21 protein-coding genes are annotated in these 26,428 nt (G+C 71.8%); 15 read left to right on the top strand and 6 right to left on the bottom strand.

Translation table 11 applies throughout. The features are described 5' to 3' along the window. The 3 genes from ADK52_RS33690 to ADK52_RS33680 all read left to right on the top strand — a co-directional run. A partial coding sequence (locus tag ADK52_RS33690) for a hypothetical protein (protein WP_053693669.1) occupies positions 1–941 on the top strand: 941 nt, incomplete at its 5' end. Continuing rightward, positions 938–2,020 (top strand): hypothetical protein, encoded by a 1,083-nt coding sequence (locus tag ADK52_RS33685; RefSeq protein ID WP_420714981.1) that lies wholly within the window; start codon positions 938–940, stop codon positions 2,018–2,020. The genes ADK52_RS33690 and ADK52_RS33685, both read left to right, overlap by 4 nt. Before the next feature lie 14 nt (positions 2,021–2,034). Further along, positions 2,035–3,345, top strand: coding sequence for a hypothetical protein (locus tag ADK52_RS33680; RefSeq protein ID WP_053693674.1), 1,311 nt, complete (start codon positions 2,035–2,037; stop codon positions 3,343–3,345). A gap of 89 nt (positions 3,346–3,434) precedes the next feature. Here the strand turns inward: ADK52_RS33680 and ADK52_RS33675 are convergent, their stop codons facing one another. After that, a complete protein-coding gene (locus ADK52_RS33675) occupies positions 3,435–4,952 on the bottom strand; it encodes a peptide MFS transporter (RefSeq protein ID WP_053693668.1) in 1,518 nt (505 codons plus the stop codon). Between the two features lie 497 nt (positions 4,953–5,449). Here ADK52_RS33675 and ADK52_RS33670 point away from each other — a divergent pair, with 497 nt between their 5' ends. Further along, positions 5,450–6,127: a response regulator transcription factor gene (locus ADK52_RS33670; protein WP_030865957.1), complete on the top strand. Its 678-nt coding sequence runs from the start codon at positions 5,450–5,452 to the stop codon at positions 6,125–6,127. Between the two features lie 15 nt (positions 6,128–6,142). After that, positions 6,143–7,408, top strand: coding sequence for an ATP-binding protein (locus tag ADK52_RS33665; protein WP_053693667.1), 1,266 nt, complete (start codon positions 6,143–6,145; stop codon positions 7,406–7,408). 49 nt (positions 7,409–7,457) lie between these two features. Here ADK52_RS33665 and ADK52_RS33660 read toward each other — a convergent pair whose 3' ends face one another. Beyond that, complete coding sequence (locus tag ADK52_RS33660; protein ID WP_053693666.1) at positions 7,458–7,994, bottom strand: GtrA family protein; 537 nt, start codon at positions 7,992–7,994, stop codon at positions 7,458–7,460. Between the two features lie 235 nt (positions 7,995–8,229). On the opposite strand from ADK52_RS33660, the gene ADK52_RS33655 reads away from it, so the two are divergent. The 4 genes from ADK52_RS33655 (at position 8,230) to ADK52_RS33640 (ending at position 12,354) form a co-directional block, all read left to right on the top strand. Continuing rightward, complete coding sequence (locus ADK52_RS33655) at positions 8,230–9,369, top strand: 5-(carboxyamino)imidazole ribonucleotide synthase (protein ID WP_053693665.1); 1,140 nt, start codon at positions 8,230–8,232, stop codon at positions 9,367–9,369. After that, entirely contained in the window at positions 9,366–9,902 is a 537-nt protein-coding gene (purE, locus tag ADK52_RS33650) for a 5-(carboxyamino)imidazole ribonucleotide mutase (RefSeq protein ID WP_053693664.1), read from the top strand. Before ADK52_RS33655 ends, purE begins: the two co-directional genes overlap by 4 nt. Continuing rightward, positions 9,899–11,077: a dipeptidase gene (locus tag ADK52_RS33645; protein ID WP_053693663.1), complete on the top strand. Its 1,179-nt coding sequence runs from the start codon at positions 9,899–9,901 to the stop codon at positions 11,075–11,077. The genes purE and ADK52_RS33645 overlap by 4 nt, the downstream gene beginning before the upstream one ends. Positions 11,078–11,250: 173 nt before the next feature. After that, positions 11,251–12,354 (top strand): membrane dipeptidase, encoded by a 1,104-nt coding sequence (locus ADK52_RS33640; RefSeq protein ID WP_053693662.1) that lies wholly within the window; start codon positions 11,251–11,253, stop codon positions 12,352–12,354. Positions 12,355–12,375: 21 nt separating this feature from the next. On the opposite strand, the gene ADK52_RS33635 is transcribed toward ADK52_RS33640, so the two are convergent. After that, positions 12,376–13,719, bottom strand: a complete 1,344-nt coding sequence (locus ADK52_RS33635) for a UDP-glucose dehydrogenase family protein (RefSeq protein ID WP_053693661.1) — start codon at positions 13,717–13,719, stop codon at positions 12,376–12,378. A 194-nt stretch (positions 13,720–13,913) separates the two neighbouring features. Between ADK52_RS33635 and ADK52_RS33630 the strand changes: the two genes are divergently transcribed. The 4 genes from ADK52_RS33630 (at position 13,914) to ADK52_RS33615 (ending at position 20,338) form a co-directional block, all read left to right on the top strand. Next, positions 13,914–15,071 carry an acyl-CoA dehydrogenase family protein gene (locus ADK52_RS33630; RefSeq protein ID WP_053693660.1) on the top strand — a complete coding sequence of 386 codons (1,158 nt, stop codon included), beginning with the start codon at positions 13,914–13,916 and terminating at the stop codon, positions 15,069–15,071. Positions 15,072–15,281: 210 nt separating this feature from the next. Continuing rightward, positions 15,282–16,508 carry an LCP family protein gene (locus ADK52_RS33625; RefSeq protein ID WP_053693659.1) on the top strand — a complete coding sequence of 409 codons (1,227 nt, stop codon included), beginning with the start codon at positions 15,282–15,284 and terminating at the stop codon, positions 16,506–16,508. Positions 16,509–16,732: 224 nt separating this feature from the next. Continuing rightward, a complete protein-coding gene (locus tag ADK52_RS33620) occupies positions 16,733–18,484 on the top strand; it encodes an LCP family protein (RefSeq protein ID WP_053693658.1) in 1,752 nt (583 codons plus the stop codon). 180 nt (positions 18,485–18,664) lie between these two features. Beyond that, the gene (locus ADK52_RS33615; RefSeq protein WP_234344363.1) at positions 18,665–20,338 is read left to right on the top strand and encodes an LCP family protein; all 1,674 of its coding nucleotides are present in this window, start codon (positions 18,665–18,667) and stop codon (positions 20,336–20,338) included. 73 nt (positions 20,339–20,411) lie between these two features. Here the strand turns inward: ADK52_RS33615 and ADK52_RS33610 are convergent, their stop codons facing one another. Beyond that, positions 20,412–21,440 (bottom strand): glycosyltransferase family 2 protein, encoded by a 1,029-nt coding sequence (locus tag ADK52_RS33610; protein WP_053693656.1) that lies wholly within the window; start codon positions 21,438–21,440, stop codon positions 20,412–20,414. Positions 21,441–21,644: 204 nt separating this feature from the next. Between ADK52_RS33610 and ADK52_RS33605 the strand changes: the two genes are divergently transcribed. Further along, complete coding sequence (locus ADK52_RS33605; RefSeq protein WP_078988800.1) at positions 21,645–23,147, top strand: LCP family protein; 1,503 nt, start codon at positions 21,645–21,647, stop codon at positions 23,145–23,147. Positions 23,148–23,193: 46 nt separating this feature from the next. Here the strand turns inward: ADK52_RS33605 and ADK52_RS33600 are convergent, their stop codons facing one another. Then, positions 23,194–23,745, bottom strand: a complete 552-nt coding sequence (locus ADK52_RS33600; RefSeq protein WP_053693655.1) for an acyl-CoA thioesterase — start codon at positions 23,743–23,745, stop codon at positions 23,194–23,196. A 106-nt stretch (positions 23,746–23,851) separates the two neighbouring features. On the opposite strand from ADK52_RS33600, the gene ADK52_RS33595 reads away from it, so the two are divergent. Then, the gene (locus ADK52_RS33595) at positions 23,852–25,204 is read left to right on the top strand and encodes an LCP family protein (protein ID WP_063784002.1); all 1,353 of its coding nucleotides are present in this window, start codon (positions 23,852–23,854) and stop codon (positions 25,202–25,204) included. A gap of 99 nt (positions 25,205–25,303) precedes the next feature. Here ADK52_RS33595 and ADK52_RS33590 read toward each other — a convergent pair whose 3' ends face one another. Further along, positions 25,304–26,386 (bottom strand): nucleotidyltransferase family protein, encoded by a 1,083-nt coding sequence (locus ADK52_RS33590; RefSeq protein ID WP_053693672.1) that lies wholly within the window; start codon positions 26,384–26,386, stop codon positions 25,304–25,306. Between the last annotated feature and the right edge of the window lie 42 nt (positions 26,387–26,428).

Raw genomic sequence — 26,428 nt, 5'->3', positions numbered from 1 at the left:
CCGCCGCCCCCGCCGCCCCCGCCGACGAGCCCGGCTGGACCGCCGAGCCCGCCGCGGGCGGCGCCGCACCGACGCGCCCGTACTTCTACCTCGCGGGCCCCGCCGGCACCGTCCTGGAGGACCGGCTGGCCCTGACCAACACCTCCGACCGGGAGCGCACCGTCACCCTGCGCGGGGCCGACGCCTACAACACGGCCGACGGGGCGCTCGCCGTCCGGCCGGCCGCCCCCGCGGCCGGAGGCCGCCAGAGCAGCGCGGCTCCCGGCGCCGGCTCCTGGATCAGCTTCGGGGCCGCCACCACCGTGAAGATCCCGCCCCGCACCCGCGCGGTGGTCCCCTTCACGGTCACCCTGCCGCCCGCCTCCCTCCCCGGCGACCACCCGGCCGCCGTGATCGCCACCGCGGACGGCCGCGAGGCGGGCGTACGGGTCCACCTGCGCGTCGGCGGCCCGACGCTGGCCGCCCTCACGGTCGAGGACGTCTCCGTACGGGGCAAGGGCGCCCGCGCGGTCGTCGCGTACACCCTGGTCAACCGGGGCAACGTGGCCCTCGCCCCCGAACTGGCCCTGCGCGCCGAGGGGCTCTTCGGCGAGGTCCCGGGCCGCACCGCCCGCGCCCTGCCCGTGGAATTGCTCCCCGGCCAGCGGGTGTCGCTGACCGAGCCCTGGCCCGGAGCCCCGGTCCTCGACGACGTCGCCCTCACCCTCAGGGTCACCGCCCCCGGCGCGGCCCCGGCCACCGCCACCGCGTCCGCGTGGTTCGTGCCCTGGGGGATCGCGGCCGGGGTCGGCGCCGGGCTGCTCGGCCTCGGCGGGGTCGTCCTGGCCGCGCTGCTCCTCGTACGCGGCAGGCGGGCCCGCGGCGGACCGCCGGCGGACGAGGAGCCCGTACCCGCGGGGAACCGGGCACCGGAACACGAGCTGACGGGAGCATCCAGGTGAGCGCAGCGGTCGGCGGCAAGGCCATGGCCCTCATCGCGACGGGGCTGGCGCTGTGCGCCCTGCTCCTGTTCCCGGCCCCGGCGGCCGTGGCCGACGAGGGCAAGCCCGCCGTGGCGCTCTCGCTCCAGGAGGCCGCGAAGGGCACCGAGATCACCGTCACCGGCACCGGCTGGCGCGCCAAGACCCTGGTGATGCTGCTGGTCTGCGGGCAGAACATGATCGGCGGCACCAACAGCTGCGCCAACGCCGACGGGGCCGCGGTCTCGGTCGGCGACGACGGGCGCTTCACCGCCCGGCTGGCCGTGGTGGCACCCCCCAAGCCCTGCCCCTGCGTCGTCAACGTGACCTCCGTCAACGGGGACCAGTCCACCGTCGCCGCCCCGCTGAAGATCACCGACCACCCGGTGGCCGAGCTGCCGTCCGAGTCCGGGACGGCGCGCCTCGCGATGCTCACCGGGGTCCGGCTGGAGGGCGAGGACGGGGTGCTGACCTGGTTCGGGGCCCCGCCCAGCCGGAAGTTCACGGTCACCGTCGGCAACCTCGGCTCGGCCCCGGTCAAGGACCCGGTCTTCCGGCTCGGCACCGCCCACGGGGTGTTCGCGCCGCTGTGGGACGAGGTCCGGTGGAAGGGCACGATCCCGCCGGGCGGCAAGGCGGAGGTCCGGCTGAACGTCAGCCTCGCGGCGGGGGCGCACGGGGACTACACCGTCTCCCTCAAGTACGGCGACACGGTCGTGGCCACCCAGCCCTGGGGCGTGGACCGCCCGTACGGGGTGCTGCTGTTCTGGGGCCTGCTCCTGCTGGTGATCCCGGCCGCCGTCTTCCGTATCGGCATGGCCGTCGTCGACAGGGTCCGGCCGCGCACCGCGGCGCCGGGCGGCGGCCGCCACCGCGGCGCGAGCGCCCCCGAGCAGGGCGCTTTCGAGCCCGGGCCGGCGGCCGCGCCGGATTCCCCCCAGACCACCACGGCGGTCCTGCCGTGGTTCACCCCGGACAGCGCGCCGGGGCCGAGATCCCCACACGCACCACAGGCGTCCGCACCGTCTGAGATCAGTCCGACGACGAAAGGGCATTTGTGAAGACCCAACGGAGGGTGAGCGCGGCCGTGATCGCGCTGCTGCTCGGCGGCGCCGGTATTGCCATCGGGGCCACTCCCGCCCAGGCGGCGGAGACCAAGTTCAACGTCAAGTGCGTGCCGCCGGCGGGCGGCGGCGACCCGGTGGAGGGCGAGACCACCGCCAAGGTCAGCGCTCCGGCCTCGGCGAAGGTCGGTGACGAGGTCGACGTCTCCTGGGAGACCGTGAAGCCGGCCTCGAACAACACGGACCTGATGGACATCCCGCAGGACTCGGTCCAGCCCACCGGCTGGATCACGGTGGGCGGCGGGGGCGGCGAGCTGAAGGTCGTCGGGGAGAAGAAGAACCCGCCGATCCCCAAGAAGGCCCCCATGCAGATGTCCACGATGAAGGGGAAGCTGAAGCTCACCAAACCGGGCAAGATCACGCTGACCCCCGGCAAGTACGACGTCGCGGTCACCTTCTCCTTCGGCACCTTCGTCACCAAGTGCGCACCCACGGGTGACGTGGGCGTCGGGGCCACCATCGACGTGGCGGCCGGCACCAGCGGCGGCACGACGAACGGCGGTGCCACGAACGGCGGTGCCACCAACGGCGGTGCCACGAACGGCGGTGCGACCAACGGCGGTGCGACCAACGGCGGTGCCACGAACGGCGGGGCGACCAACGGCGGCACCACCGCCGGTGGCGGCGGCCAGACCGACTTCCCCGGCAAGCCCGTCGAGGTCGCCTTCGACTGCGGCCCGGTCGTCCCCGGCGGCATCAAGACCCCGGTCACGATCAACGCCAAGAAGAACGGCGGCAGCTACGACCTGACCGTCAAGACCGCCAAGGGCGCGATGGCCAGCCCGATGGCCCTGCCGGCGGGCGCCCTCAAGCCCTCGATGAACATCAAGCTCGGCGGCGCCGACAGCGGCATGGTCAAGGTCTCCGGCCCGGCCAACGCCGAGCCGATCCCGGACAAGGCCCCGGTCAGCCTCAGCGACATGACCGGCACCTACAAGCCCGGCAAGACCGGCAAGGTCACGCTGAGCCCGGACCAGCTGACGATCGACGTCACGATGGCCCCGGGGGCCACGCCGATCAACGTGCCCTGCAAGGCGGCCAGCAGCGGCGTCTCGCTGGAGCTCGACACCACCGCACAGGAGGGCGGCTCCGGCTCGCCGGCCACCACCGGCTCCACCAGCGCCTCGGGCGGCCTGGCCGAGACGGGCGCCGCGGACGAGGGCGGGATCAAGGCCCTGGCCCTGGTCGCCGGCACGGTGATCCTGCTCGGCGGCGCGGTGTTCACGTTCACCCCCTGGCGCCGCCTGCGCGGCACGCGGTAACCCGTACGGGCGAACGGGGCGGGGAACGACGAAGCGGCCCGGCACACCAGGAGGTGTGCCGGGCCGCTTCGCGCGTCAGAGGGGGTGCGTCAGTGCACGTCGCCCATCAGGACCTGGACCTTCTTGCGGTACGCGTACACCGCGAAGCCGGCCAGGGCCGCAGCGAGCGCCTGGAAGGCGATCACCCAGGTGCCGTTGAGGTCGACACCGCCGATGGACAGGAGGCTGGTGATGCAGTCACCGGCGGTGACCGCGAGGAACCAGACGCCCATCATCTGGGAGGCGTACTTCTGCGGGGCCATCTTCGTGGTGACGGAGAGGCCGACCGGGGAGACGCACAGCTCACCGATGGTCTGGATCATGTAGATCGAGACCAGCCACATCGGGGAGACCTTGGTGCCGTCGCCCGCCATGCCCATCGGGACGATGAAGACGAAGAACGAGGCACCGATCAGGACCAGACCCATCGCGAACTTCACGATGGTGTTCGGCTCCTGGTTCTTGCGCGCCAGCCACACCCACAGCCAGGCGAAGACCGGGGCCAGCGCCATCACGAACAGCGGGTTCAGCGACTGGTACCAGGTGGCCGAGAAGTCGAAGCCGAAGACGGTGCCGGCGGTCTTGTCGTCCGCGAACAGGGACAGCGTGGAGCCACCCTGGTCGTAGATCATCCAGAAGACGGCGGCGGCGATGAAGAACCAGATGTACGCGGTCATCTTCGACTGCTCGGCGCCCGACAGGTCCTTGTCGCGCTTGATGCGCGTCAGGACGGCGATCGGGATGAACAGGCCGGCCAGGGTCAGCGGGACCAGGGCCCAGTTCAGGGTGTACGCGCCGAGGGCGACCACGGCGCCGTAGAAGACGGCGATGCCCAGGACCGCGAGCGCGACCTTGGTGAGCACGGCCTTGCGCTCCTGCGGGGACAGCGGGTTCGGGACCACGCTGCTCTTCGGGCTCAGGTGCTTGGTGCCGAGCAGGAACTGGGTCAGACCCAGGCCCATGCCGACGGCGGCGAGGGCGAAGCCCAGGTGCCAGTTGTGCTCCTTGCCGACGGTGCCGACGACGAGCGGGGCCACGAAGGCACCGAGGTTGATGCCGATGTAGAAGAGGGTGAAGCCACCGTCACGGCGCGGGTCCTCCGGGCCGTCGTACAGGTGGCCGACCATCGTGGAGATGTTGGCCTTCAGCAGACCGGAGCCCGCCGCGACGAGGATCAGACCGACGAAGAACATCGCCTGGCCGGGGAGGGCCAGCGAGAGGTGGCCGGCCATGATCACGAAGCCGGCGATGGCGACCGTCTTGCGGGCGCCCCAGACGCGGTCACCGAACCAGCCGCCCGGCATGGCCATCAGGTAGACCATCGAGACGTACACGGAGTAGATGGCCGTGGTGGTGGCCGCGGTCATGGCCAGACCGCCACCCTGGCTGCCCGTGGCGGCGTCGGCGCCGCCCGAGACCAGGTAGTACACCAGGAGTGCACGCATGCCGTAGTAGGAGAAGCGCTCCCACATCTCGGTCATGAACAGAGTGGCCAGGCCACGGGGGTGGCCGAAGAAGGTCTTCTCGGTGGACGGGTCCGCCGAGCCCCTCGTCAGGCTGGAAGCCATGGTCGATCCTTGCTTGCTCGGGACGCTTCGCTTCGTGAGCGGAACAGCGCCCGGGTGGGGGGTGGCCGGCACCGGCGACGGGTTGTCCCACCCCACGCCCAGGGGTCTGCCCCCGTCCTGTGCGGAAGGGGGCAGGGGACATCCGTAACCGGGATCCACGCCCCGTCGCGCATCCTTCGCGCGCGGGGCCCGGCCCACAGGTCATTCACTGTCACCGAACGCGATGAGGCAGGTCGTCAAGACCCCCTGATCGATCCGGACAGAATCGAGACCTTCGGCTCGCTTTTCGGCACAAAGGTCTCAGAGGTAGTGCATAAGGCGTCTCGCCACCATACGACACGACACTGTGGCGTATGAAAGGACTTGAGAGATGGATCACAAGGCGAGCCGGGAACCGTTTCGCCACATTCGAAGGCCCCCCTCCTCCATAAGACCAGATCGGCAGGGGTGTGCAGGCACGCCCCTGCGCGCACCCGCCGCGGACTACCATCACCCACATGACGCGTGTACTGCTCGCCGAGGACGACGCATCCATCTCGGAGCCCCTGGCCCGCGCCCTGCGCCGGGAGGGGTACGAGGTCGAGGTCCGGGAGGACGGCCCCACCGCCCTGGACGCGGGACTTCAGGGCGGCGTCGACCTCGTCGTCCTGGATCTGGGCCTGCCGGGCATGGACGGACTCGAAGTCGCCCGCCGGCTGCGCGCCGAGGGCCACGGCTTCCCCATTCTTGTGCTCACCGCCCGCGCGGACGAGGTCGACACGGTCGTCGGCCTGGACGCCGGCGCCGACGACTACGTGACCAAGCCCTTCCGCCTGGCCGAACTGCTGGCCCGGGTCCGGGCCCTGCTGCGGCGCGGCGCCAACGACGCCACGCAGGCCCCCGCCACCCACGGCGTGCGGATCGACGTCGAATCGCACCGCGCGTGGATGGGGGAGGAGGAGCTCCAGCTCACGGCCAAGGAGTTCGACCTGCTGCGGGTCCTGGTCCGCGACGCCGGCCGGGTCGTCACCCGCGACCAGCTGATGCGCGAGGTCTGGGACACCACCTGGTGGTCCTCCACCAAGACCCTCGACATGCACATCTCCTGGCTGCGCAAGAAGCTCGGCGACGACGCCGCGAACCCCCGCTACATCGCCACCGTCCGCGGGGTCGGCTTCCGCTTCGAGAAGAGCTGAGCGGCCTCCAGCACCATGCGCCGCCGTCTGATCAACTCCACGCTCGCCGTGGTGCTCGTCGTCATCGCCGTCTTCGGGGTCTCCCTGGTGATCGTGGAGACCCGGACGATCACCAGCAGCGCCCAGGACCGCATCGAGTCCGAGGCGCTGCGCCTGGTGGGCATCGTCGAGGCGAGCGTCCTGGAGCGCAAGCCCATCGACGCCCAGGCCCTCGCCGAGCAGCTGGACGTCGGCAGCCACGCCCGGATCACCGTCCCCGGGCAGCCCCCGGTGGAGGTCGGCGACCGGATCCCCGACAGCGTCATCCGCGGCACCGCCAAGGGTGAGCAGGGCGAGACCGTGGTCGTCGAGGAGTCCCGCTCCACGGTGACCCGGGAGGTCGGGCGGACCCTGGCCGTGGTCGGCGCGGTGGCGCTGCTCGCCGTCGTGGCGGCCGTCCTGCTCGCCGTACGGCAGGCCAACCGGCTGGCGTCCCCGCTCACCGACCTGGCCGAGACCGCCGAGCGGCTGGGATCGGGCGACCCGCGGCCCCGGCACAAGCGGTACGGGGTCCCCGAGCTGGACCGGGTCGCGGACGTACTGGACTCCAGCGCGGAGCGGATCGCCCGGATGCTGACCGCCGAGCGGCGGCTGGCCGCGGACGCCTCGCACCAGCTGCGCACCCCGCTCACGGCGCTGTCGATGCGGCTGGAGGAGATCACGGTCACCGACGACCTGGAGACCGTACGGGAAGAGGCGACGATCGCCCTGACCCAGGTGGAGCGGCTCACGGACGTGGTCGAGCGGCTGCTGACGAACTCGCGGGACCCGCGGACGGGCTCGGCGGTCCCCTTCGACCTGGACGAGGTCGTCAAGCAGCAGGTGGAGGAGTGGCGGCCGGCCTACCGCAGCGCGGGGCGGGCCATCGTGCGCTCCGGCAAGACGGGCATGCGGGCCGTCGGCACCCCGGGCGCGGTCTCGCAGGTGCTGGCGACCCTCGTGGAGAACGCGCTGATGCACGGTGGCGGCACGGTCGCGCTGCGCACCCGGGTGATCGGGAACCAGGCGGTGCTGGAGGTCACGGACGAGGGGCCGGGGGTTCCGCCGGACCTCGGCAACCGGATCTTCGAGCGGGCGATCAGCGGGCGCAATTCCACCGGGATCGGCCTGGCGGTGGCCCGGGACCTCGCGGAGGCCGACGGGGGGCGCCTGGAGCTGCTTCAGGCGCAGCCGCCGGTGTTCGCGCTGTTCCTGAGCCGGACGGCGCCGGAGCGGCCGGCACCGGAGCAGACGGTCCGCTGAGCGGGCCGTCCGCTGAGCGGGCGGCCCGCAGGGCCGTCGGCCCCCCGCGCTACTTGCGGGCGGGCTCGGGGGCGCGGGTCCCGGCCGCCCCGCCGCGCACGGAGGCGACCACGGAGGCGGGGGCGGGTGCCTGAACGGGCTCCGCTTCCGGCAGGGCCTTGAAGACCCAGGTCCGGTACGACCAGAAGCGGAACACGGTGGCCGTGCCGATGCCGATGAACTTGAACACGTTCGACGCGACCGGGCCGTCCCAGCCGAACCCGTAGGTGGCGGTGTAGAGCACGCCGTTCTCGATCACCAGGCCGATCACGCTGAAGGCCGCGAACAGCGGCAGTTCGCGCGAGCCGCCGGTGCGCGCGCGGTCGCGGTAGGTGAAGTACCGGAAGCCCAGGTAGTTGGTGATGATGGCCACGACGGTGGCTATGACGCTCGCCCGGACGACCTGGAGGTCGGTCGTGTGGCGGATCAGGTTGAAGACGCCCAGGTTGACCAGCACACCGATGCCGCCGACGGCCCCGAACTTCGCGACCTCGCGGGCGAAGCCGCGTACGCGTTCGAGCGCGGAACCCTGCTGCGGCGTGCTCATGTGATCGATCAGTCCTGTCGTCACCGCCCCGGTCGGGGGCGTCCGTGGAGGCGTCTGCCGCCTTCGGTCAACCCGCCCATGCTAAGTGTCGCCCCACGGGCCCGTCTGTGCCTTCGCACACCGTGCGACGCACGGCACACGGCACGGCACGCGGAGGCGCGAATGCTACGCGCGTCGACCAGAACGGGCCAGGGTCACGTCCGGATGGCGGAATACCGGCGGATACCCTGGAGAGGTGACGTTCCCGGTAGTCGGCATGGTCGGCGGCGGTCAGCTCGCCCGCATGACCCACGAGGCGGGTATCCCCCTCGGCATCAGATTCAAGCTCCTCAGTGACACCCCACAGGACTCGGCGGCCCAGGTCGTGAGCGATGTCGTCATCGGCGACTATCGCGATCTGGAGACGTTGCGCGCCTTCGCGCGCGGCTGCGATGTGATCACTTTCGACCACGAGCACGTGCCCATCGAACACCTGCGGGCCCTGGAAGCGGACGGCATCCCCGTCCGTCCGGGGCCCGACGCGTTGATGCACGCCGCCGACAAGGGGGTGATGCGCGCGAAGCTCGACGAGATCGGCGCCCCGAGCCCCCGCCACCGGATCGTGAGCGATCCGGCGGACGCGGCGGCCTTCGCGGCCGAGGTGGGCGGCTTCCCGATCATCCTCAAGACCGTGCGCGGCGGCTACGACGGCAAGGGCGTGTGGTTCGTCCGCACTCCCGAGGACGCCGAGGCCCCCTTCAAGGCGGGCGTGCCGGTCCTCGCGGAGGAGAAGGTCGAATTCGTCCGCGAGCTCGCGGCCAACATCGTGCGCTCCCCGCACGGCCAGGCCGTGGCCTACCCCGTGGTCGAGTCCGTCCAGGTCGACGGCGTGTGCGACACGGTGATCGCCCCCGCCCCGAACCTCTCCGAGGCCCTCGCGGGCGAGGCCCAGGCCCTCGCGCTGCGCATCGCCAAGGAGCTCGGCGTGACCGGCCACCTGGCCGTGGAACTGTTCGAGACCACCGACGGCCGGATCCTCGTCAACGAGCTGGCGATGCGCCCGCACAACAGCGGCCACTGGACCCAGGACGGTGCGATCACCTCCCAGTTCGCCAACCACGTACGCGCGGTCCTGGACCTCCCCCTGGGCGACCCGCGCCCCCGGGCCCGCTGGACGGTCATGGCGAACGTGCTCGGCGGGGACTACCCCGACATGTACGCGGCGTACCTGCACTGCATGGCCCACGACCCGCAGCTCAAGATCCACATGTACGGCAAGGACGTGAAACACGGCCGCAAGGTCGGCCACGTCAACACCTACGGCGACGACCTGGACGATGTGCTGGAACGCGCACGCCACGCAGCCGGCTACCTCAGGGGAACGATCACCGAATGAGCACCTCCACCGCAGGTCCCGTCATCGGCATCGTCATGGGCTCGGACTCCGACTGGCCCGTCATGGAGGCCGCCGCACAGGCCCTGGACGAGTTCGAGATCCCCTACGAGGTCGACGTGGTCTCGGCGCACCGGATGCCGCGCGAGATGATCGCGTACGGGGAGCAGGCCGCCGGGCGCGGCCTCAAGGCGATCATCGCCGGGGCCGGCGGCGCCGCCCACCTGCCCGGCATGCTCGCCTCCGTCACCCCGCTGCCGGTCATCGGCGTGCCGGTGCCGCTGAAGTACCTCGACGGCATGGACTCCCTGATGTCGATCGTCCAGATGCCCGCCGGGGTTCCCGTCGCCACCGTCTCCGTCGCCGGGGCGCGCAACGCCGGGCTGCTGGCCGTACGGATGCTGGCCGCCCACGACCCGGAGCTGCTCACCCGCATGAAGGACTTCCAGCAGGAGCTGAACGACCAGGCCACCGAGAAGGGCAAGCGACTGCGGGCGAAGGTCGCGGGCGCGGAGTCCTTCGGATTCGGCAAGTGAGCGCCGCGCAGCGCCTGAGCGAGGCGCGGGAGCTGCTCGCCGAGCACCCGGTGGTCGACGGGCACAACGACCTGCCGTGGGCGCTGCGCGAGCAGGTCCGCTACGACCTGGCACGGCGCGACATCGCCGACGACCAGCGCGGCCGGCTGCACACCGACCTCCCCCGGCTGCGCGCCGGCGGGGTCGGCGCGCAGTTCTGGTCGGTGTACGTGCGCTCCGACTACGCGGGCGACACGGCGGTCAGCGCCACCCTGGAGCAGATCGACGCCGTCGCCCAGCTGATCGAGCGTTACCCGGCGGACCTCGTACGGGCGCTGACGGCCGACGACATGGAGGCGGCCCGCGCCGACGGCCGGATCGCCTCCCTGATGGGCGCCGAGGGCGGGCACTCCATCAACAACTCGCTCGCCACGCTGCGCGCCCTGCACCAGCTGGGCGTGCGGTACATGACGCTCACGCACAACGACACGATCGACTGGGCGGACTCGGCGACCGACGAGCCGCGCCACGGCGGCCTCAGCGACTTCGGCCGCGAGGTCGTCCGCGAGATGAACCGCATCGGCATGCTCGTCGACCTCTCGCACGTCGCCGCGACGACGATGCGCGACGCGCTCGCCGTCTCGGCCGCGCCGGTGATCTTCTCGCACTCGTCCTCGCTGGCGGTCTGCGACCACCCGCGCAACATCCCGGACGACGTGCTGGAGCGGCTGCCGGCCAACGGCGGCGTCGCGATGGCCACGTTCGTACCGAAGTTCATCCTCCCGGCGGCCGTCGAGTGGACCCTGGCGGCGGACGAGAACCTGCGCGCGCACGGCTTCCACCACCTCGACACCACGCCCGAGGCGATGGCCCTGCACCGGGCCTTCGAGGCCGAGCGCCCGCGCCCGGTGGCCACGGCCGCCACGGTCGCCGACCACCTGGACCACATGCGCGAGGTGGCCGGCGTCGACCACATCGGCATCGGCGGGGACTACGACGGCACGGCGTTCACCCCGGCCGGGCTGGACGACGTGGCGGGCTACCCGAACCTGATCGCGGAGCTCCTCGCGCGCGGCTGGTCCCGGGCCGACCTGGCCAAACTGACCTGGTCCAACGCCGTACGGGCGCTGCGCGACGCGGAGGCGGTGGCGCGCGGGCTCTCGGCGTCCCGCGGCCCCTCCAACGCGGTGCTGTAGCCGCCGGCGACCCGGCGGCGGGTCCGCCCGGCGGCGGGCCCGCCCGGCGGCTGCGGCGAGGGCGACCTGCGGGTGACACCCGAACGCCACATCCGCCGGGCGACCCGGCCGCCTGGCGTGTCACGGTGGCAGCATCTCTCTCCCTGCTGCCGCCGAGACCGGAGCCGAACGCCATGGCCGACCTGCAGGATGAACCGCAAGCCGCCTATGCGGCGCACACCGCGTACACCGCCGAAACGGTCCCCGTGGGCCCAGGCTCCGCGGGAGCCGAGGACACGCCCGCACCGGTGGCGGGAAGCGCTCTGGAACGGGCCGTCGCGCTGTTGTCCGTACATCCCGTCGCCGACGGGCACAACACCCTCGTGTGGACCCTGCGCCAGAGCCCGTACCACGACATCGACACCCCCGACAGCGGCGTCGACACCGACATCCCGCGGCTGCGCGCCGGCGGGGTCGGAGCCCAGTTCTGGTCGCTGCTGCTGCCCGGCGAGGCCGCGGGCGCCGCCCAGGTGCTGTCCGACACCCTCGACCAGATCGACGTGGCGCTGGCCCTGATGCGCCGTTACCCGGACGGCCTGTGCCTCGCGTTGACCGCGGACGACATGGCCGATGCCCGCAACCGGGGCCGGATCGCCTCGTTCCTGGGCCCCGTGCCCGGCCGTACGCTGACCGATTCGCTGGGCGCCCTGCGCGCCTTCCACGCACTGGGCGTACGGATCCTCGCGCCCGCGGGCGCGCCCTGGGCCCGGGAGGAGCTGTCGCCCTTCGGCCACGAGGTGGTCAAGGAGATGAACCGGCTGGCGATGCTGGTGGACCTGACCGGCTGCACGCCGGGGGTGGCCTGCCAGCTCGCGGGGGCCTCCAAGGCCCCGGTGATCGTCTCGCACACCGCGGCCGCGGCGCTGAACCCGCACCCGGGCAACGTGACCGACGAGGTGCTGCTGGCCCTGCGGGCCGCGCAGGGCCTGGCGATGGTCACCTTCGACGCCGCGCAGACGGGGGATTCCCTGCACGCGGTGGCCGACCACGTGGAACACGTACGGGCCGTCGCCGGCCCGGACTGCGTCGGCCTCGGCGCCACCTTCGGCACCGAGCCGGGCGTTCCCCGGCCGACGGGCCTGACCGACCCCTCGGGCTATCCGCGGCTGATCGCGGAACTGCTGGAGCGGGGCTGGTCGGAGACCGACCTGGCGCTGCTGAGCTGGGGCAACGCCCAGCGCGTGCTGCGCGACGCGGAATTCACGGCCCGCGCCGCCCAGCACCGCAGACCGGCGTGATCCAGCTCCCCGGTCCGGGGCTCAGGCCCGCGGGCGGCCCATCGCGCGGTACGTCCAGCCGGCCGCGCGCCAGCGGTCGGTGTCCAGGGCGTTGCGGCCGTCGAGGATGAGGCGGTCGGTGACGACCGCGCCCAGCTCCACCGGGTCGAGGTCGCGGAACTCGCGCCACTCGGTGAGGTGCAGGACGACCTCGGCGCCGCGGGCCGCCTCCAGCGCCGAGTCCGCGTACCCGAGCGTCGGGAAGACGCGGCGGGCGTTGTCCATGCCCTTCGGGTCGTAGACGGTGACCTGGCCGCCCTGGAGGTGAATCTGCCCGGCCACGTTCAGCGCGGGGGAGTCGCGGACGTCGTCGGAGTCCGGCTTGAAGGTGGCGCCGAGCACCGCGACCCGCTTGCCGAGGAAGGACCCGCCCACGGCGTCGCGGGCCAGCTCGACCATGTGGCCGCGGCGGCGCATGTTGATGGAGTCGACCTCGCGCAGGAAGGTCAGCGCCTGGTCCGCGCCGAGCTCGCCGGCGCGCGCCATGAAGGCCCGGATGTCCTTGGGCAGGCAGCCGCCGCCGAAGCCGATGCCGGCGCGCAGGAACTTCTTGCCGATGCGGTCGTCGTGGCCGATGGCCTCGGCGAGCTTGACCACGTCGCCGCCGGCCGCCTCGCAGACCTCCGCCATCGCGTTGATGAAGGAGATCTTGGTGGCGAGGAAGGAATTGGCGGCGGTCTTGACGAGCTCGGCCGTCGGGAAGTCGGTCACCACCAGCGGGGTGCCCTCCGCCATGGGCGTCGCATAGACCTCGCGCAGCACCTTCTCGCCGCGGTCGCCCTGGACGCCGATGACGATCCGGTCGGGGTGCAGGGTGTCCTGTACGGCGAAGCCCTCCCGCAGGAACTCCGGGTTCCACGCCAGTTCGACCTCGTCACCCGCCGGGGCCAGCTCGGCCAGCTTCGCGGCGAGCCGCTCCGCCGAGCCCACGGGCACGGTGGACTTGCCGACGACCAGGACCGGCCGGGTCAGGTGCGGGGCGAGGGAGTCGATCGCGGAGTCGACGTAACTCATGTCGCACGCGTACTCGCCGTGCTTCTGCGGGGTGTTCACGCAGACGAAGTGGACGTCGCCGAAGGCGCCGACCTCCTCCCAGGACTGCGTGAAGCGCAGCCGCCCGGTGGATGCCGGCAGTCCCTCGACGTGCGCGGCGAGGAGTTCCTCCAGCCCGGGCTCGTACATCGGCACCCGGCCCGCGGACAGCATCTCGATCTTCTCCGGCACCACGTCCAGCCCGAGCACCTCGAAGCCCAGCTCCGCCATCGCAGCGGCGTGGGTGGCGCCGAGGTAGCCGGTGCCGATCACAGTGATCCTGAGGGGGGCCATGGGTGCTCCAGAGGTGCGGGGCCGTTTGCGGCCACTGAGCATAGTCGGGCCGGTCCGGGGGGACGTTCCCCAGGAGACCCGGCTGTCACGCAGCTCACGTACCCCGTACATATCGCTGCCGGGACGCCGGGCACTAAGATTTGGGTTACTTAACGGTAGTTAGCATCACGCATCACACTTGGGGAGTGAGAGTCTTGGCGGGTTCTGCCGACTTCGACCTGTACCGCCCGGCCGAGGAGCACGACATGCTCCGCGAGTCCGTCCGCTCGCTCGCCGAGGCGAAGATCCTGCCGTTCGCGGCCGCGGTCGACGAGGAGGCCCGCTTCCCGCAGGAGGCCCACGACGCGCTCGTCGCCAACGACCTGCACGCCGTCCACGTCCCCGAGACCTACGGCGGCGCCGGCGCGGACGCGCTGGCCACCGTGATCGTGATCGAGGAGGTGGCCCGCGTCTGCGCGTCCTCCTCCCTGATCCCGGCCGTGAACAAGCTCGGCTCGCTCCCGGTGATCCTCTCCGGCTCCGAGGACCTCAAGAAGAAGTACCTCGGCCCGCTGGCCAAGGGCGACGGCATGTTCTCGTACTGCCTCTCCGAGCCCGACGCGGGCTCGGACGCCGCCGGCATGAAGACCCGTGCCGTGCGCGACGGGGACTTCTGGGTCCTCAACGGCGTCAAGCGCTGGATCACCAACGCGGGCGTCTCCGAGTACTACACGGTCATGGCCGTGACGGACCCGGAGAAGCGCTCGAAGGGCATCAGCGCCTTCGTCGTCGAGAAGTCCGACGAGGGCGTCTCCTTCGGCGCCCCCGAGAAGAAGCTCGGCATCAAGGGCTCCCCGACCCGCGAGGTCTACCTCGACAACGTGCGGATCCCCGCCGACCGCATGATCGGCGCCGAGGGCACCGGCTTCGCCACGGCGATGAAGACCCTCGACCACACCCGCATCACCATCGCCGCCCAGGCGCTCGGCATCGCCCAGGGCGCCCTGGACTACGCCAAGGGCTACGTCCAGGAGCGCAAGCAGTTCGGCAAGCCGATCGGCGACTTCCAGGGCGTGCAGTTCATGCTCGCGGACATGGCCATGAAGGTCTCGGCCGCCCGCGCGCTGACCTACCAGGCCGCCGCCGCCTCCGAGCGCGGTGACGCCGACCTGACGTACCTGGGCGCGGCGGCCAAGTGCTTCGCCTCGGACATCGCCATGGAGGTCACCACGGACGCCGTCCAGCTCCTCGGCGGCTACGGCTACACCCGCGACTACCCGGTCGAGCGCATGATGCGCGACGCGAAGATCACTCAGATCTATGAAGGCACGAACCAGGTCCAGCGCATCGTCATGGCCCGCAACCTGCCGTAACGCCGCCCGACCCACAGCCCGCAGCACCACGAACGGCCCCCGGCATTTCCGCCGGGGGCCGTCCGCGTTGCCGCGATTTGTCACCCGCATGGGTCTAGACAGGGGGCCGTCCCCGGGCCGGGGCGGTGGGGCGGGGGCACGATCGGCTGGGGCCGTGGTTTCGGTCGTACGGCCCGCACGTGCGTGGTGAGGCGAGGGGACGGAACGCCAGTGACGGACAGCGCAGGCATACCGGGCGGCACCGAAGCGGCCGGAGGCTCCTCGAAGCCTCCGCGCGGCCGCCGGCGCCGCCTGCTGCGCTGGATCGCGCTCGGGCTGGCCCTGCTGGTCCTGTGCGGGGCCGCGGCGGGCTGGTGGCTCTACCGCAAGCTCGACGGGAACATCACCGAGGACACCTCCGCGGCGGCAGAGCTGGAGCGCTACGAGCGCGAGCGCCCCACGCACGCCGTGGGCGGTTCGCAGAACATCCTGCTGATCGGCTCGGACTCGCGCTCCGGCAAGGAGAACGCCCGCTACGGGCAGGACCGCGGCACGGAGCGCTCGGACACCGCGATCCTGCTGCACCTGCCCGCGGACCGCCGGAGCGCGACCGCGGTCTCGATACCCCGGGACCTGATGACGCGGATCCCGGCCTGTCTGACGGCGGACGGGAGCCGCAGCGCCGAGCGGCTCGCGCAGTTCAACTGGGCGTACCAGTGGGGCGGGGCCGCCTGCACGATCCGTACGGTCGAGAAGCTCACCGGAATCCGCATCGACCACCACATGGTCGTGGATTTCGGCGGGTTCAAGAAGATGGTCGACGCGGTCGGCGGGGTGGAGATCTGCCTCAAGCAGCCGATGAACGACCCCGAGGCGAAGCTGAAGCTCCCGGCCGGCCGGCAGACCCTGCACGGCGAGCAGGCCCTCGGCTTCGTCCGCGCCCGTTACAGCCTGGGCAACGGCAGCGACACCGAACGGATGGAGCGCCAGCAGCAGTTCCTCGGCTCGCTGGTCAAGAAGGTGCAGAGCACCGGGGTGCTGCTGCACCCGGGCCGGCTGTACCCGCTGCTGGACGCGGCGACCTCCTCGGTGACCACGGACCCGGGACTGGCCTCGCTGCGCGGCCTGTACGAACTGGTACGGGGCATCCGGGACATACCGGCCGAGCAGGTCAAGTTCCTGACAGTGCCCCGCCGCCCGTACGCCGCCGACCCGAACCGGGACGAGCTGGTGGAGCCGGAGGCGGCCCAACTCTTCGAGCGGCTGCGGACGGACAGGCCGCTCACGGTGACCCCGCCGTCCCCGACGACCCCGGCGGCGGCCGAAACCGAACAGGCCCCGGAGAGCGCCCGCGCCGCCGAAGGCGAGGCCTCGGCGTCCCCGGACGGAACCGGAACCGCCCCCGCGCCCGTCCCCACCTTCACGGGAACCACGGCGGGTACGGCCGATTGCCGGTAAAGCAATCCCCAAAGGCGGTGTCCGAACCGAAGGCCTTGCGGGGTTTGACCCGTTATAAGGGGAGTGGAATTTGTCACCACCATGGTTTGCAGTTGACCAGGGCGGATAGGGTGAGCGATCCGGTGCCCCGGCCAGAAAAGAGGCCGTGCACCAGCAGCCGGATCGTTGACCGGGCGTCTTGGGGGAGACGCGTCGCGAGGCACCGACGGAGGATTCGAGCAACCGTGGATGCGCAAAGCCGTGGGCGGGCAGACGAGATCGACCCCGCAGACCAGTGGGTGCTAAACCCCCGCACTGGCAACTACGAACTGCGACTGGACCGTTCCGCTGCGCAGCAGCCCTCCGTTGCCGCACCCCGCAGACCGTCCTCGGCCCGCGCCGGTGCGTCCGGCGCGCCCGCGGCCCCCAAGACCCCCAAGGCCCCGTCCCCGGGGGTGCCCGCGCCCCGGCGCGGCGAGGGCCCGCCCGGGCGGCGCGGCGGCCGGCCGCGCAAGGGCGGCGGTGGCGGCGGCCGGCGCAAGAAGGTCCTGGTCGTCACCGGCGGCACCCTGGCGTTCCTGCTGGTCGGCGGTTCGGTGGGCGCGTACCTCTACTACGACCACCTGAACAACAACCTCAACGTCACCGACGTCGGTGACGCGGGCACGGGCGGGTTCAAGAAGGACCAGCCCATCAACATCCTGGTCATCGGCACCGACAAGCGCAGTGGCGCCGGCAACGAGGGCTACGGGGACGCGGAGAGCGTCGGCCACGCCGACACCACGATCCTCTTCCACGTCTCCAAGGACCGCAGCAACGCCACCGCGCTGTCCATCCCGCGCGACCTGATCACGAACATCCCGGCCTGCCCGACGAAGCAGCCCGACGGTTCGACGAAGACCATCCCCGGCGAGAAGGGGACCCGGTTCAACATCAGCCTCGGCCAGGAGGGCCGCGACCCGGGCTGCACCATGCGTACGGTGAAGGAGATCACCGGGATCACCGTCGACAACTTCATGATGGTCGACTTCAACGCGGTGAAGGTGCTGAGCACGGCGGTCGGCGGCGTTCCGGTCTGCCTCGCGAAGCCCGTGGACGACAAGGACTCCAAGCTGAAGCTGGACGCCGGCGAGCACCGGCTGCAGGGCGAGCAGGCCCTGGCCTTCGTACGGACCAGGCACTCGTTCGGCAACCACGGCGACCTCGACCGGATCAAGACCCAGCAGCAGTTCCTGGGCTCGATGATGCGCGAGATGAAGTCGAAGGAGACGCTGACCAGTCCGAAGAAGTTCTTCTCGCTCGCGGAGGCGGCCACCAAGTCGCTGACCGTCGACTCGGGCATAGGATCCATCGACAAACTCACCAACCTCGCCGGTGAGTTGAAGGACATGGACCTCAAGAACATCACCTTCACCACGCTCCCGGTGCTCGACAACCCGGCCGAGCCCGAGGGCAAGAAGGCGACCGTCGTCGTCGACCAGCGCCTGGCCGATCCGCTGCTGAAGATGATCCAGGGCGACGTCTCGCTGACGGAGGTCGAGAAGAAGGAGCAGGCGGCGAAGGACGCGGCCGACGCGGAGGCGAAGGGCAAGGCGGACGCCCTGCTCCAGGGCAACCGCGCGCCCGCGGGCGACGTACGGGTGGACGTCTTCAACGGCGGCGGGCCCGGCGGCGCGGCCTCCACCACCGTGAACTGGCTGCAGAACAGCAAGGGCGTGAACAAGTCCGGCAACCGCGGGAACGCGCCCGCCAAGGTCGACACGACGCAGCTGGAGTACGCGCCCAACCAAGCCGATCAGGCCCGGGCGCTGGCCGACCTCATGGGGCTGCCGGCCACGGCACTGAAGATGGGCTCGGCGGACGCCGGGCCCAAGACCCCGATGAAGCTGACGCTCGGCGCCGACTTCAAGGGGGCGGGGGTCTCGCTGACGGCGCCGCAGAAGGCGCCGGAGGACATTCAGCGGGTCGAGGCCGACAAGGCGATCTGCGCCAAGTAGGCCGGCCAAGACGGGCCGCGGACCGGGGCGGCGAGCGGGCCACGGCGCACGCGCGCCGATGCGCGGCAGCACAGTACGGCAGGCAAGCCGAGCACGACCGAGCAAGGCAAGCAGGCCGGCCCGCACCGGTGGGACCTGCACCGGCACACCACGACACGAAGTGAATCTTGAGGGGGACGTGTGAGGCACAGCAGCGTGCGAGGGGAGGGGGCGCCCGCCCAGCCCGGTGAGATATCCGGCGGCGGATCCGGCGCGTCCGGCAACGTCCCCAGACCGAGGGGCGGAGCCGGCGGGGGCACCCCCAAGCGGAGCGGCCGGCGGCGGGTGCTGCGCTGGGTGTCCTCCGTACTGGCGCTCCTCATACTCGCGACGGCGGCGGGCGGCTACCTCTACTACCGCCACCTCAACGGCAGCATCAAGACGGACGTCCTGAACCTCGGCGAGAACAAGCTGGGCGGCTCCAAGCCCAACGCCTTCGGCCAGACCCCGCTGAACATCCTCCTCATCGGCTCCGACGCCCGTGACGACGCGGCCAACCAGGCCCTCGGCGGGGCCAAGGACACCTTCGACGGCCCGCCCCTCGCGGACGTGCAGATGCTGCTGCACCTGTCGGCCGACCGCAGCAACATGTCGGTCGTGTCCATGCCGCGCGACACGATGCTGATGATGCCGAAGTGCACCGAGCCGGGCCCGGGCGGCAAGGTCCACCAGGCCAGCCGGGGCCTCGTGCAGACCAACGAGTCCCTCGGCCGGGGCGGACCGGGCTGCACGGTCGCCGCCTGGACGGAGCTCACGCACATCCCGATCGACCACTTCATGATGATCGACTTCAAGGGCGTGGTGACGATGGCGGACGCCATCGGCGGCGTCCCGGTCTGCGTCCAGCAGAACGTGGAGTCGCGCACCAAGGACGGCAAGGGCTCCGGCCTCAAGCTGCCCGCCGGGACGAACACCATCCAGGGCGAGCAGGCCCTCCAGTGGCTGCGCACCCGCTACGGCTTCGAGGACGGCACCGACCTCGGCCGCACCCACGCCCAGCACATGTACATGAACTCGATGGCCCGCGAGTTCCGCAAGAACGCCAAGCTCAGCAATCCGATGAAGCTCAACAGCCTGGCGCAGGCGGCCATCAAGGCCATGGTCGTGGACCCCGGCCTGAACAAGATCGACAAGCTGTACGACCTCAGCGTGGAGCTCAAGAAGGTCCCCACCGGGCGGATCACCATGACCACCATGCCGTGGGTGTACAGCACCCGCGAGGAGGGCCGGGTCGAGCCCAAGCCGGTCGAGGCCGAGGCCCTGTTCCGGATGGTCCGCGAGGACATCGCGCTCGACGGCAAGGGTTCCGGGAACCCGAACCCGGACGGCACCCCGGCGTCGCCGGCCGCCTCCCCCTCGGCCGCGGTCCCGTCCCAGCCGGCCGCCGATCCGGCCGCGCCCCCGGCGAAGATCGCGGTCAGCGTGCGCAACGCGACCGGCGGCAAGGACGGCGCCCAGACCCGGGTCAAGGGCCGGGCCGACGACGTCGCCGCCGTCCTCGTCGGCAAGGGCTTCACCAAGGCCCAGTCCACCACGCAGACCGGGGCCGAGGACACCACCGTGGTCCGCTTCTCCAGCCCCGACCAGGCGGGTGACGCGGCGGCCGTGGCCACGGCGCTCGGCCTGCCGGCGAGCGCCGTGGAGAAGTCCGAGGACGTCACCGGGATCGTGCTGTTCGTCGGCAAGGACTGGCGCACCGGCAACGCGCCGACCCCGCCGCCGCCCGCCCCGACCAAGGCCCCGGACTCCGCCCGTCCGCTCAACGGGGACGACGACAAGGAGTGCATGGCGATCCAGCCGGGCTTCACCTGGTAGCACCCGTACGCAACGAAGGGGCCCGGGGGCGCTGTCGCCACCGGGCCCCTTCACATGGACGTACGCGGGCCGCTCAGACCTCGCTGGCCAGGTCCCGGCGCACCGCCGGGCGGCGGCTCGCGATGACCTTGGCCGCGAGCGAGCGCGGGCTGGTCAGGAAGCCGAAGCCCCAGGACATGTGCATGGTGGCCATGGCGACCGGGATCTGCGCCCGTGCCTTCAGGGAGAGCCCCTTGCCGGCCGGGATGGAGCCCGCGGTGATCGCCGCGAGGTAACCGGCCGGGACCACGAAGCCCCACGGGCTGACGGCCGCGCCGACCACGACACCGGCGGCGATCGCGCACAGGGCGGTCGGCGAGGCGAGGTAGCGCAGGTTGATCGAGCCCGAGTGGTAGCGGGCCACCACGTGCCGCCAGCGGCCGTAGTCCTTGTACTGCTTGGCGAGCGCCCGTACGGACGGCCGCGGCCGGTACTGGACCTTCAGCTCGGGCGAGAACCAGATGAGCCCGCCGGCCTCGCGGATGCGGAAGTTCAGCTCCCAGTCCTGGGCGCGGATGAACTCCTCGTTGTAGCCGCCCGCCCGCTCCAGCGCCTCGCGGCGGAAGACACCCAGGTAGACGGTGTCCGCCGGGCCGGCCTTGCCTCCGGTGTGGAAGGCCGCGTTGCCGACGCCGATCCTGGAGGTCATCGCCGCGGCGACGGCGTCTTCCCAGGCGTTCTCGCCCTCGGCGTGCATGATGCCGCCGACGTTCTGCGCACCGGTCTCCTCCAGGAGGCGGACCGCGGTGGCGATGTAGTTCGGCGAGAGCATGCCGTGGCCGTCGACGCGTACCACGATCGGGTGACGCGAGGCCTTGATGGCGGCGTTGAGGGCGGCCGGGGTGCGGCCGGTGGGGTTCGGAACGGTGACGACGCGGGGGTCCTCGCGTACGAGCTCGGCGGCGATCTCGTCGGTGCGGTCCTTGGACGGCCCCAGCGCGATCACCACCTCCATCTCACCGGCGTACTCCTGTCCGAGGATGTGACGGACGGAGTCACGCAGGTGGCGCTCCTCGTTGAGCACCGGCATGATCACCGAGACTGCGGGCTGCTGGGCGGGCATGTGGTCCTTCAAGGTCGGGTATCGGTGTCACGTTACCGCGTACGGGGGAAACGGGTGCGCGCCGCATGATCGGTAGGGACAGCGGCTGATCGTATGGGCCTACTGTTCTGACGATCTGCCTGATGTGTCCGGAACTGATGCGTCCGGCTCCGATGTGTCCGGTACGTTCCTGTCGGCCCTGCTGCCCCCGCGGAGGTGTCCCCCGTGCCCCAGCCGCACCGTCCCACCCGACCCGCCCGGCCCCCGCGGCCGCAGCGCGCGCGGCGCGGAGGTGCTCCGGACCGGCGCCGGGGGGACGACCGGCCCCGGTGGGGGGTACGGCTGGCGGCCGGGCTGGCGGTGGCGGTACTGGGCTCCGGGGCGATCGGGCACGCGGTGATGACCGGCCTGGACACCGGGATCGAGCGGGTGGACCCGTTCAAGGACATGAAGAACCGGCCGCAGGCCGGGCACGGCCTGAACTTCCTGCTGGTCGGCACCGACGGACGGGACAAGATCACCCCCGAGGACAAGCGCGCCTACCGCCTCGGCGGCGCCCCCTGCCACTGCACCGACACCGTCATGCTGGTGCACCTCTCCGCCGACCGGCAGCGGGCCAGCGTGGTCAGCCTGCCCCGCGACAGCTACGCCGAGCTGCCCGAGCACCGTGACGAGTCCAGCGGGAAGCAGCACGGGCCGCACCCCGTGAAACTGAACGCGGCGTACGCGGAGGGCGGGCCCCAGCTGACCGTGCGGACCGTCGAGAGCATGACCCGGGTGAAGATCGACCACTACCTGGAGGTCGACTTCACCAGCTTCATGAAGACGGTCGACGCGATGGGCGGCGTGGAGATCTGCACCGCCAAGGCCCTGCGCGACCAGAACACCGGCCTGGACCTGCTGCCGGGCAGCCACCGGCTCAGCGGCGGACAGGCCCTTCAGTACGTGCGCTCGCGCCATGTGGACGGAGCCGCCGACCTCGGCCGGATGCAGCGCCAGCAGAAGTTCGTGGCGGCCCTCATCAAGCAGGCCACCGGCGGCGGGGTGCTGCTGAACCCGGTGAAGTTCAAGGAGGTCAGCTCCACGCTGCTGGGCTCGGTCCGGGCCGACCGGGGCTTCGGCTCGGAGCAGATGCTGGCCCTGGGGCAGGCCCTGCGCGATTTCACCCCGGCGTCCTCGGAGTTCGCCTCGGTCCCGATCGGGAACCCCTCGTACCCCGTCAAGGGCATCGGCTCGACGGTGAAGTGGGACGACCCGAAGGCCGCGAAGCTCTTCGAGGCGCTGCGCCTGGACCGGCCCCTGGCCCCCGCCGCCCCGGGGCGGCAGCCCGCGGGCCGGCCGCAGCAGCAGCCGGCGGTGCCGGTGGACGTACCGCCGCAGCGGATCCGGGTGCAGGTGGAGAACGGCACCCGGATCGACGGGCTCGGCGGGCGGGTGGACGCGGCGCTGCGCGCCACCGGCTTCGACACCACCCGGGCCCCGGGCAACGGCGCGAGCCGCGACGTCAAGCGCACGGTGATCGCGTACGACCCGCGCTGGGACCGCTCGGCCCGTACGGTGTCGACCGCGCTGCCCGGCAGCGAGCTGCGGGCGGTGGCGGGCCAGGGGCGGACGGTACTGGTGATCGCCGGGGCGGACTACCGCAAGGTGGTGCCGGTCCGGCCCGAGGAACCGAACCAGGGCCAGTACGGGGTGGTCACGGGCGACCAGGTGATCTGCGGGAAGTGACGGGCCCCGGCCGCCGGTGACGGGGCTCCGCCGCCGCTGACGGGGCTCAGTCGTCGTCGAAGCCCTGGGCCGCGCGCTCCTCGCGCAGCGCCATGATCGCCCGGCGCCGGGCCAGCCGGTGCGTGCGGCGGATCTGGGCCTCCTGGTTGCGGCGGCGGTCCTGGTCGGTCTCGGGGAGCACCGGCGGGACCGTGCGCGGCTTGCCCTCGGCGTCCACGGCGGTGAAGACGAGGTAGGCGCTGCCGACCTGGGTGGCGGGGGTGGACTCGTTCCAGCGCTCCGCCAGGACCCGTACGCCGATCTCCATGGAGGAGCGGCCGGTCCAGTTGCACTGGGCCTTCACGTGGACGAGGTCGCCCACGCGGACCGGGGCGAGGAAGGCCATCTCGTCCATGGACGCGGTGACGGCGGGGCCGCCGGAGTGGCGCCCGGCGACGGCGCCCGCCGCGTCGTCCACCAGCTTCATGATCACTCCGCCGTGCACCGTGCCGAGGAGGTTGGTGTCGTTCGCCGTCATGATGTGGCTGAGCGTGGTCCGCGAGGCCGAGATCGGCTTGCCCTGGGGTTCGCCGGCCGTCGCGCCCGGTATCTCTGTCATGCGCCCACCTTAAAGCCGACGCGCAGGCATCAGCTCTGCAACAGCACCGGAACGAAGCCCGGCCCGGGCTGTCGGGCACCCTGTCCGGCCAGGCATCCTAGGCGGCATGAGCGAGTGGCCCGAGGGGCGCAACGACAGCGGCGACGACCGGTACGGACGCGGCAGCGCGCAGGCGCAGCCTGAGGGTGCCCGGCGTATGCCGCATGTCCAGCGCCGGCAGCAGCGGCCGGTGCCGCCGCAGCAGCAACCGCAGCGACCGGCGCAGCCGCCGGCCCGGCCCGGGCAGCCGCCCGCGTACGGGGTACCTCCGCAGCAGGCCCCGGCCCACGACTCGTACGGCTACGACAGCGGCTACAACACCGGCCAGGTCTACGGGCGGCCGCAGAGCACCCCGGCGGGTCCGGGCGGCCCGGGCGCGCCCACCGGTCCCGGTGGCCCCGGGGGTCCCGGCGGGCGGCCGGGGCGGCCGGCCGGACCGGCCCCGGACTGGCGCAAGCGGATCAAGATCGGCTCGATCGTGCTCGTCACGGCGCTGCTCGCGACCACGATCGGCACGTACTTCTGGGCCGACTCCAAGGTGCGCCGCGAGGTCGACCTCTCCAAGGTCATCGAGCGCCCGAAGGAGGGCGACTGCACGACGTACCTGGTCGTGGGCTCGGACAGCCGCGAGGGCCTGTCCGACGAGGAGAAGAAGAAGCTCCACACGGGCTCGGCCGAGGGCAAGCGCACCGACTCGATGATGATCCTGGCGGCCTGCTCCAGCGGGAACACGATGATCTCGCTGCCGCGCGACTCGGACGTGGAGGTCCCGTCCTTCGTCGGCTCCGAGTCCGGGAAGAAGTTCGCGGGCACGGGCAAGCACACCAAGCTGAACGCGACGTACGCGGACGACGGCCCGGAACTGCTGGTGCGCACCGTGGAGTACAACATGGGCCTGCGCATCGACCACTACGCGGAGATCGGTTTCGCCGGGTTCGCGAACATCGTGGACGCCCTCGGCGGTGTCGACATGAACATCGAGAAGGGCTTCAAGGACGAGAAGTCGGGCGCCGACTTCAAGGCCGGCGAGCAGACCCTCAACGGCAGCCAGGCGCTGGCCTTCGTCCGGACCCGGTACGCGTTCGCCGAGTCGGACCTGGCGCGTACGAAGAACCAGCAGAAGTTCCTGTCGACGCTGGCCAACCAGGCGGCGACGCCGGGCACGATCCTCAACCCGTTCAAGCTGTACCCGGTGCTGGGCGCGGGCCTGGACACGCTGATCGTGGACAAGGACATGTCCCTGTGGGACCTGGCCGACATGTTCTTCGCGATGAAGGGGATCAGCGGCGGCGAGGGCGTGTCGATGAACATGCCGATCTCGGGCGAGCGCGGCGGCAACCTGATCTGGGACAAGGCGAAGGTGCAGCAGCTCGTCAAGCAGATCCAGAACGACGAGAAGGTCACGGTCAAGGCCAACTAGGGGGTGTCCGGCGGCTCATGGCCGGACCCCCTCCGCCGGACACGACGGTGCCGCCGACCCCGTGGGGCCGGCGGCACCGTCGTGTCGTTCCGTACGCCGTTACCGGTCGGAGGAGAAGCGGACGGCGGCGGAGGGCAGTTCGGCCCCGCACCACACCCGCGCACCCGCGCGCAGTTCGTTGTCCGAGCCGATGACGGCCCCGTCGCCGACGACCGCGCCGTCCAGTACGGTCCGCAGGCCCACCGAGGCGCCGACGCCGATCAGGCTGGCGCGCACCTGGGTGTCCGCGCCGATGACCGCGCCGTCGAGCACGATGGATCCGTCGACGACCGCGCCCGCCCCGATGCGCGCTCCGGCGCCCACGACGGTGCCCCCGGACAGCTTGGCTCCGGCCGCCACCTCGGCGCCCGGCAGCACCAGGGACTCGCCGCGCGGGCCCGGGACGGCCGGGGACGGGACGACTCCGCGTACGAGGTCGGCGGAGGCCTGGACGAAGGACTCGGGCTTGCCGAGGTCCAGCCAGTACGTGTTCTCGGTGACGCCGTGGAGCCGGGCCCCGGAGGAGAGCAGGCCGGGGAAGGTCTCGCGTTCGACGGAGACGGGGCGCCCGGCCGGGATGGAGTCGATCACGCTGCGGCGGAAGACGTAGCAGCCGGCGTTGATCTGGTCGGTGATGATCTCCTCGGGGGTCTGCGGCTTCTCGGTGAAGGCCAGCACCCGCCCCTCGGAGTCGGTGGGGACCAGGCCGAACGCGCGCGGGTCCTCGACCCGCACCAGGTGCAGGGAGACGTCGGCGGCGGCCGCCCGGTGGGAGTCGACGAGCCCGGCGATGTCGAGGCCCGTGAGGATGTCGCCGTTGAAGACGAGGACGGGTGAGTCCGGCCCGCCGGTCAGCCGCCGCGCGGCGTTGCGGATGGCTCCACCGGTGCCGAGCGGCTCGTCCTCGACGACGTACTCGAGGGAGACGCCGAAGGCGGAGCCGTCGCCGAAGTACGGCTCGAAGACCTCGGCGAGGTAGCAGGTGGCCATCACGATGTGCGTGACACCGGCGGCGGCGGCCCTGGCTATCTGGTGGGCGAGGAACGGAACACCGGCCGCGCGCACCATCGGCTTGGGGGTGTTGACCGTGACGGGGCGCAGCCGCGTCCCCTGCCCCCCGACCAGCAGGATGGCTTCCAAAATTGTTTCTCCCCACCCGGTTCGGGCCCTATGAGGGTCCCAAGT

The sequence above is a fragment of the Streptomyces sp. WM6372 genome (assembly GCF_001279655.1).
GTDB lineage: Bacteria > Actinomycetota > Actinomycetes > Streptomycetales > Streptomycetaceae > Streptomyces.
This window is presented reverse-complemented; position numbering and strand designations above follow the sequence as displayed.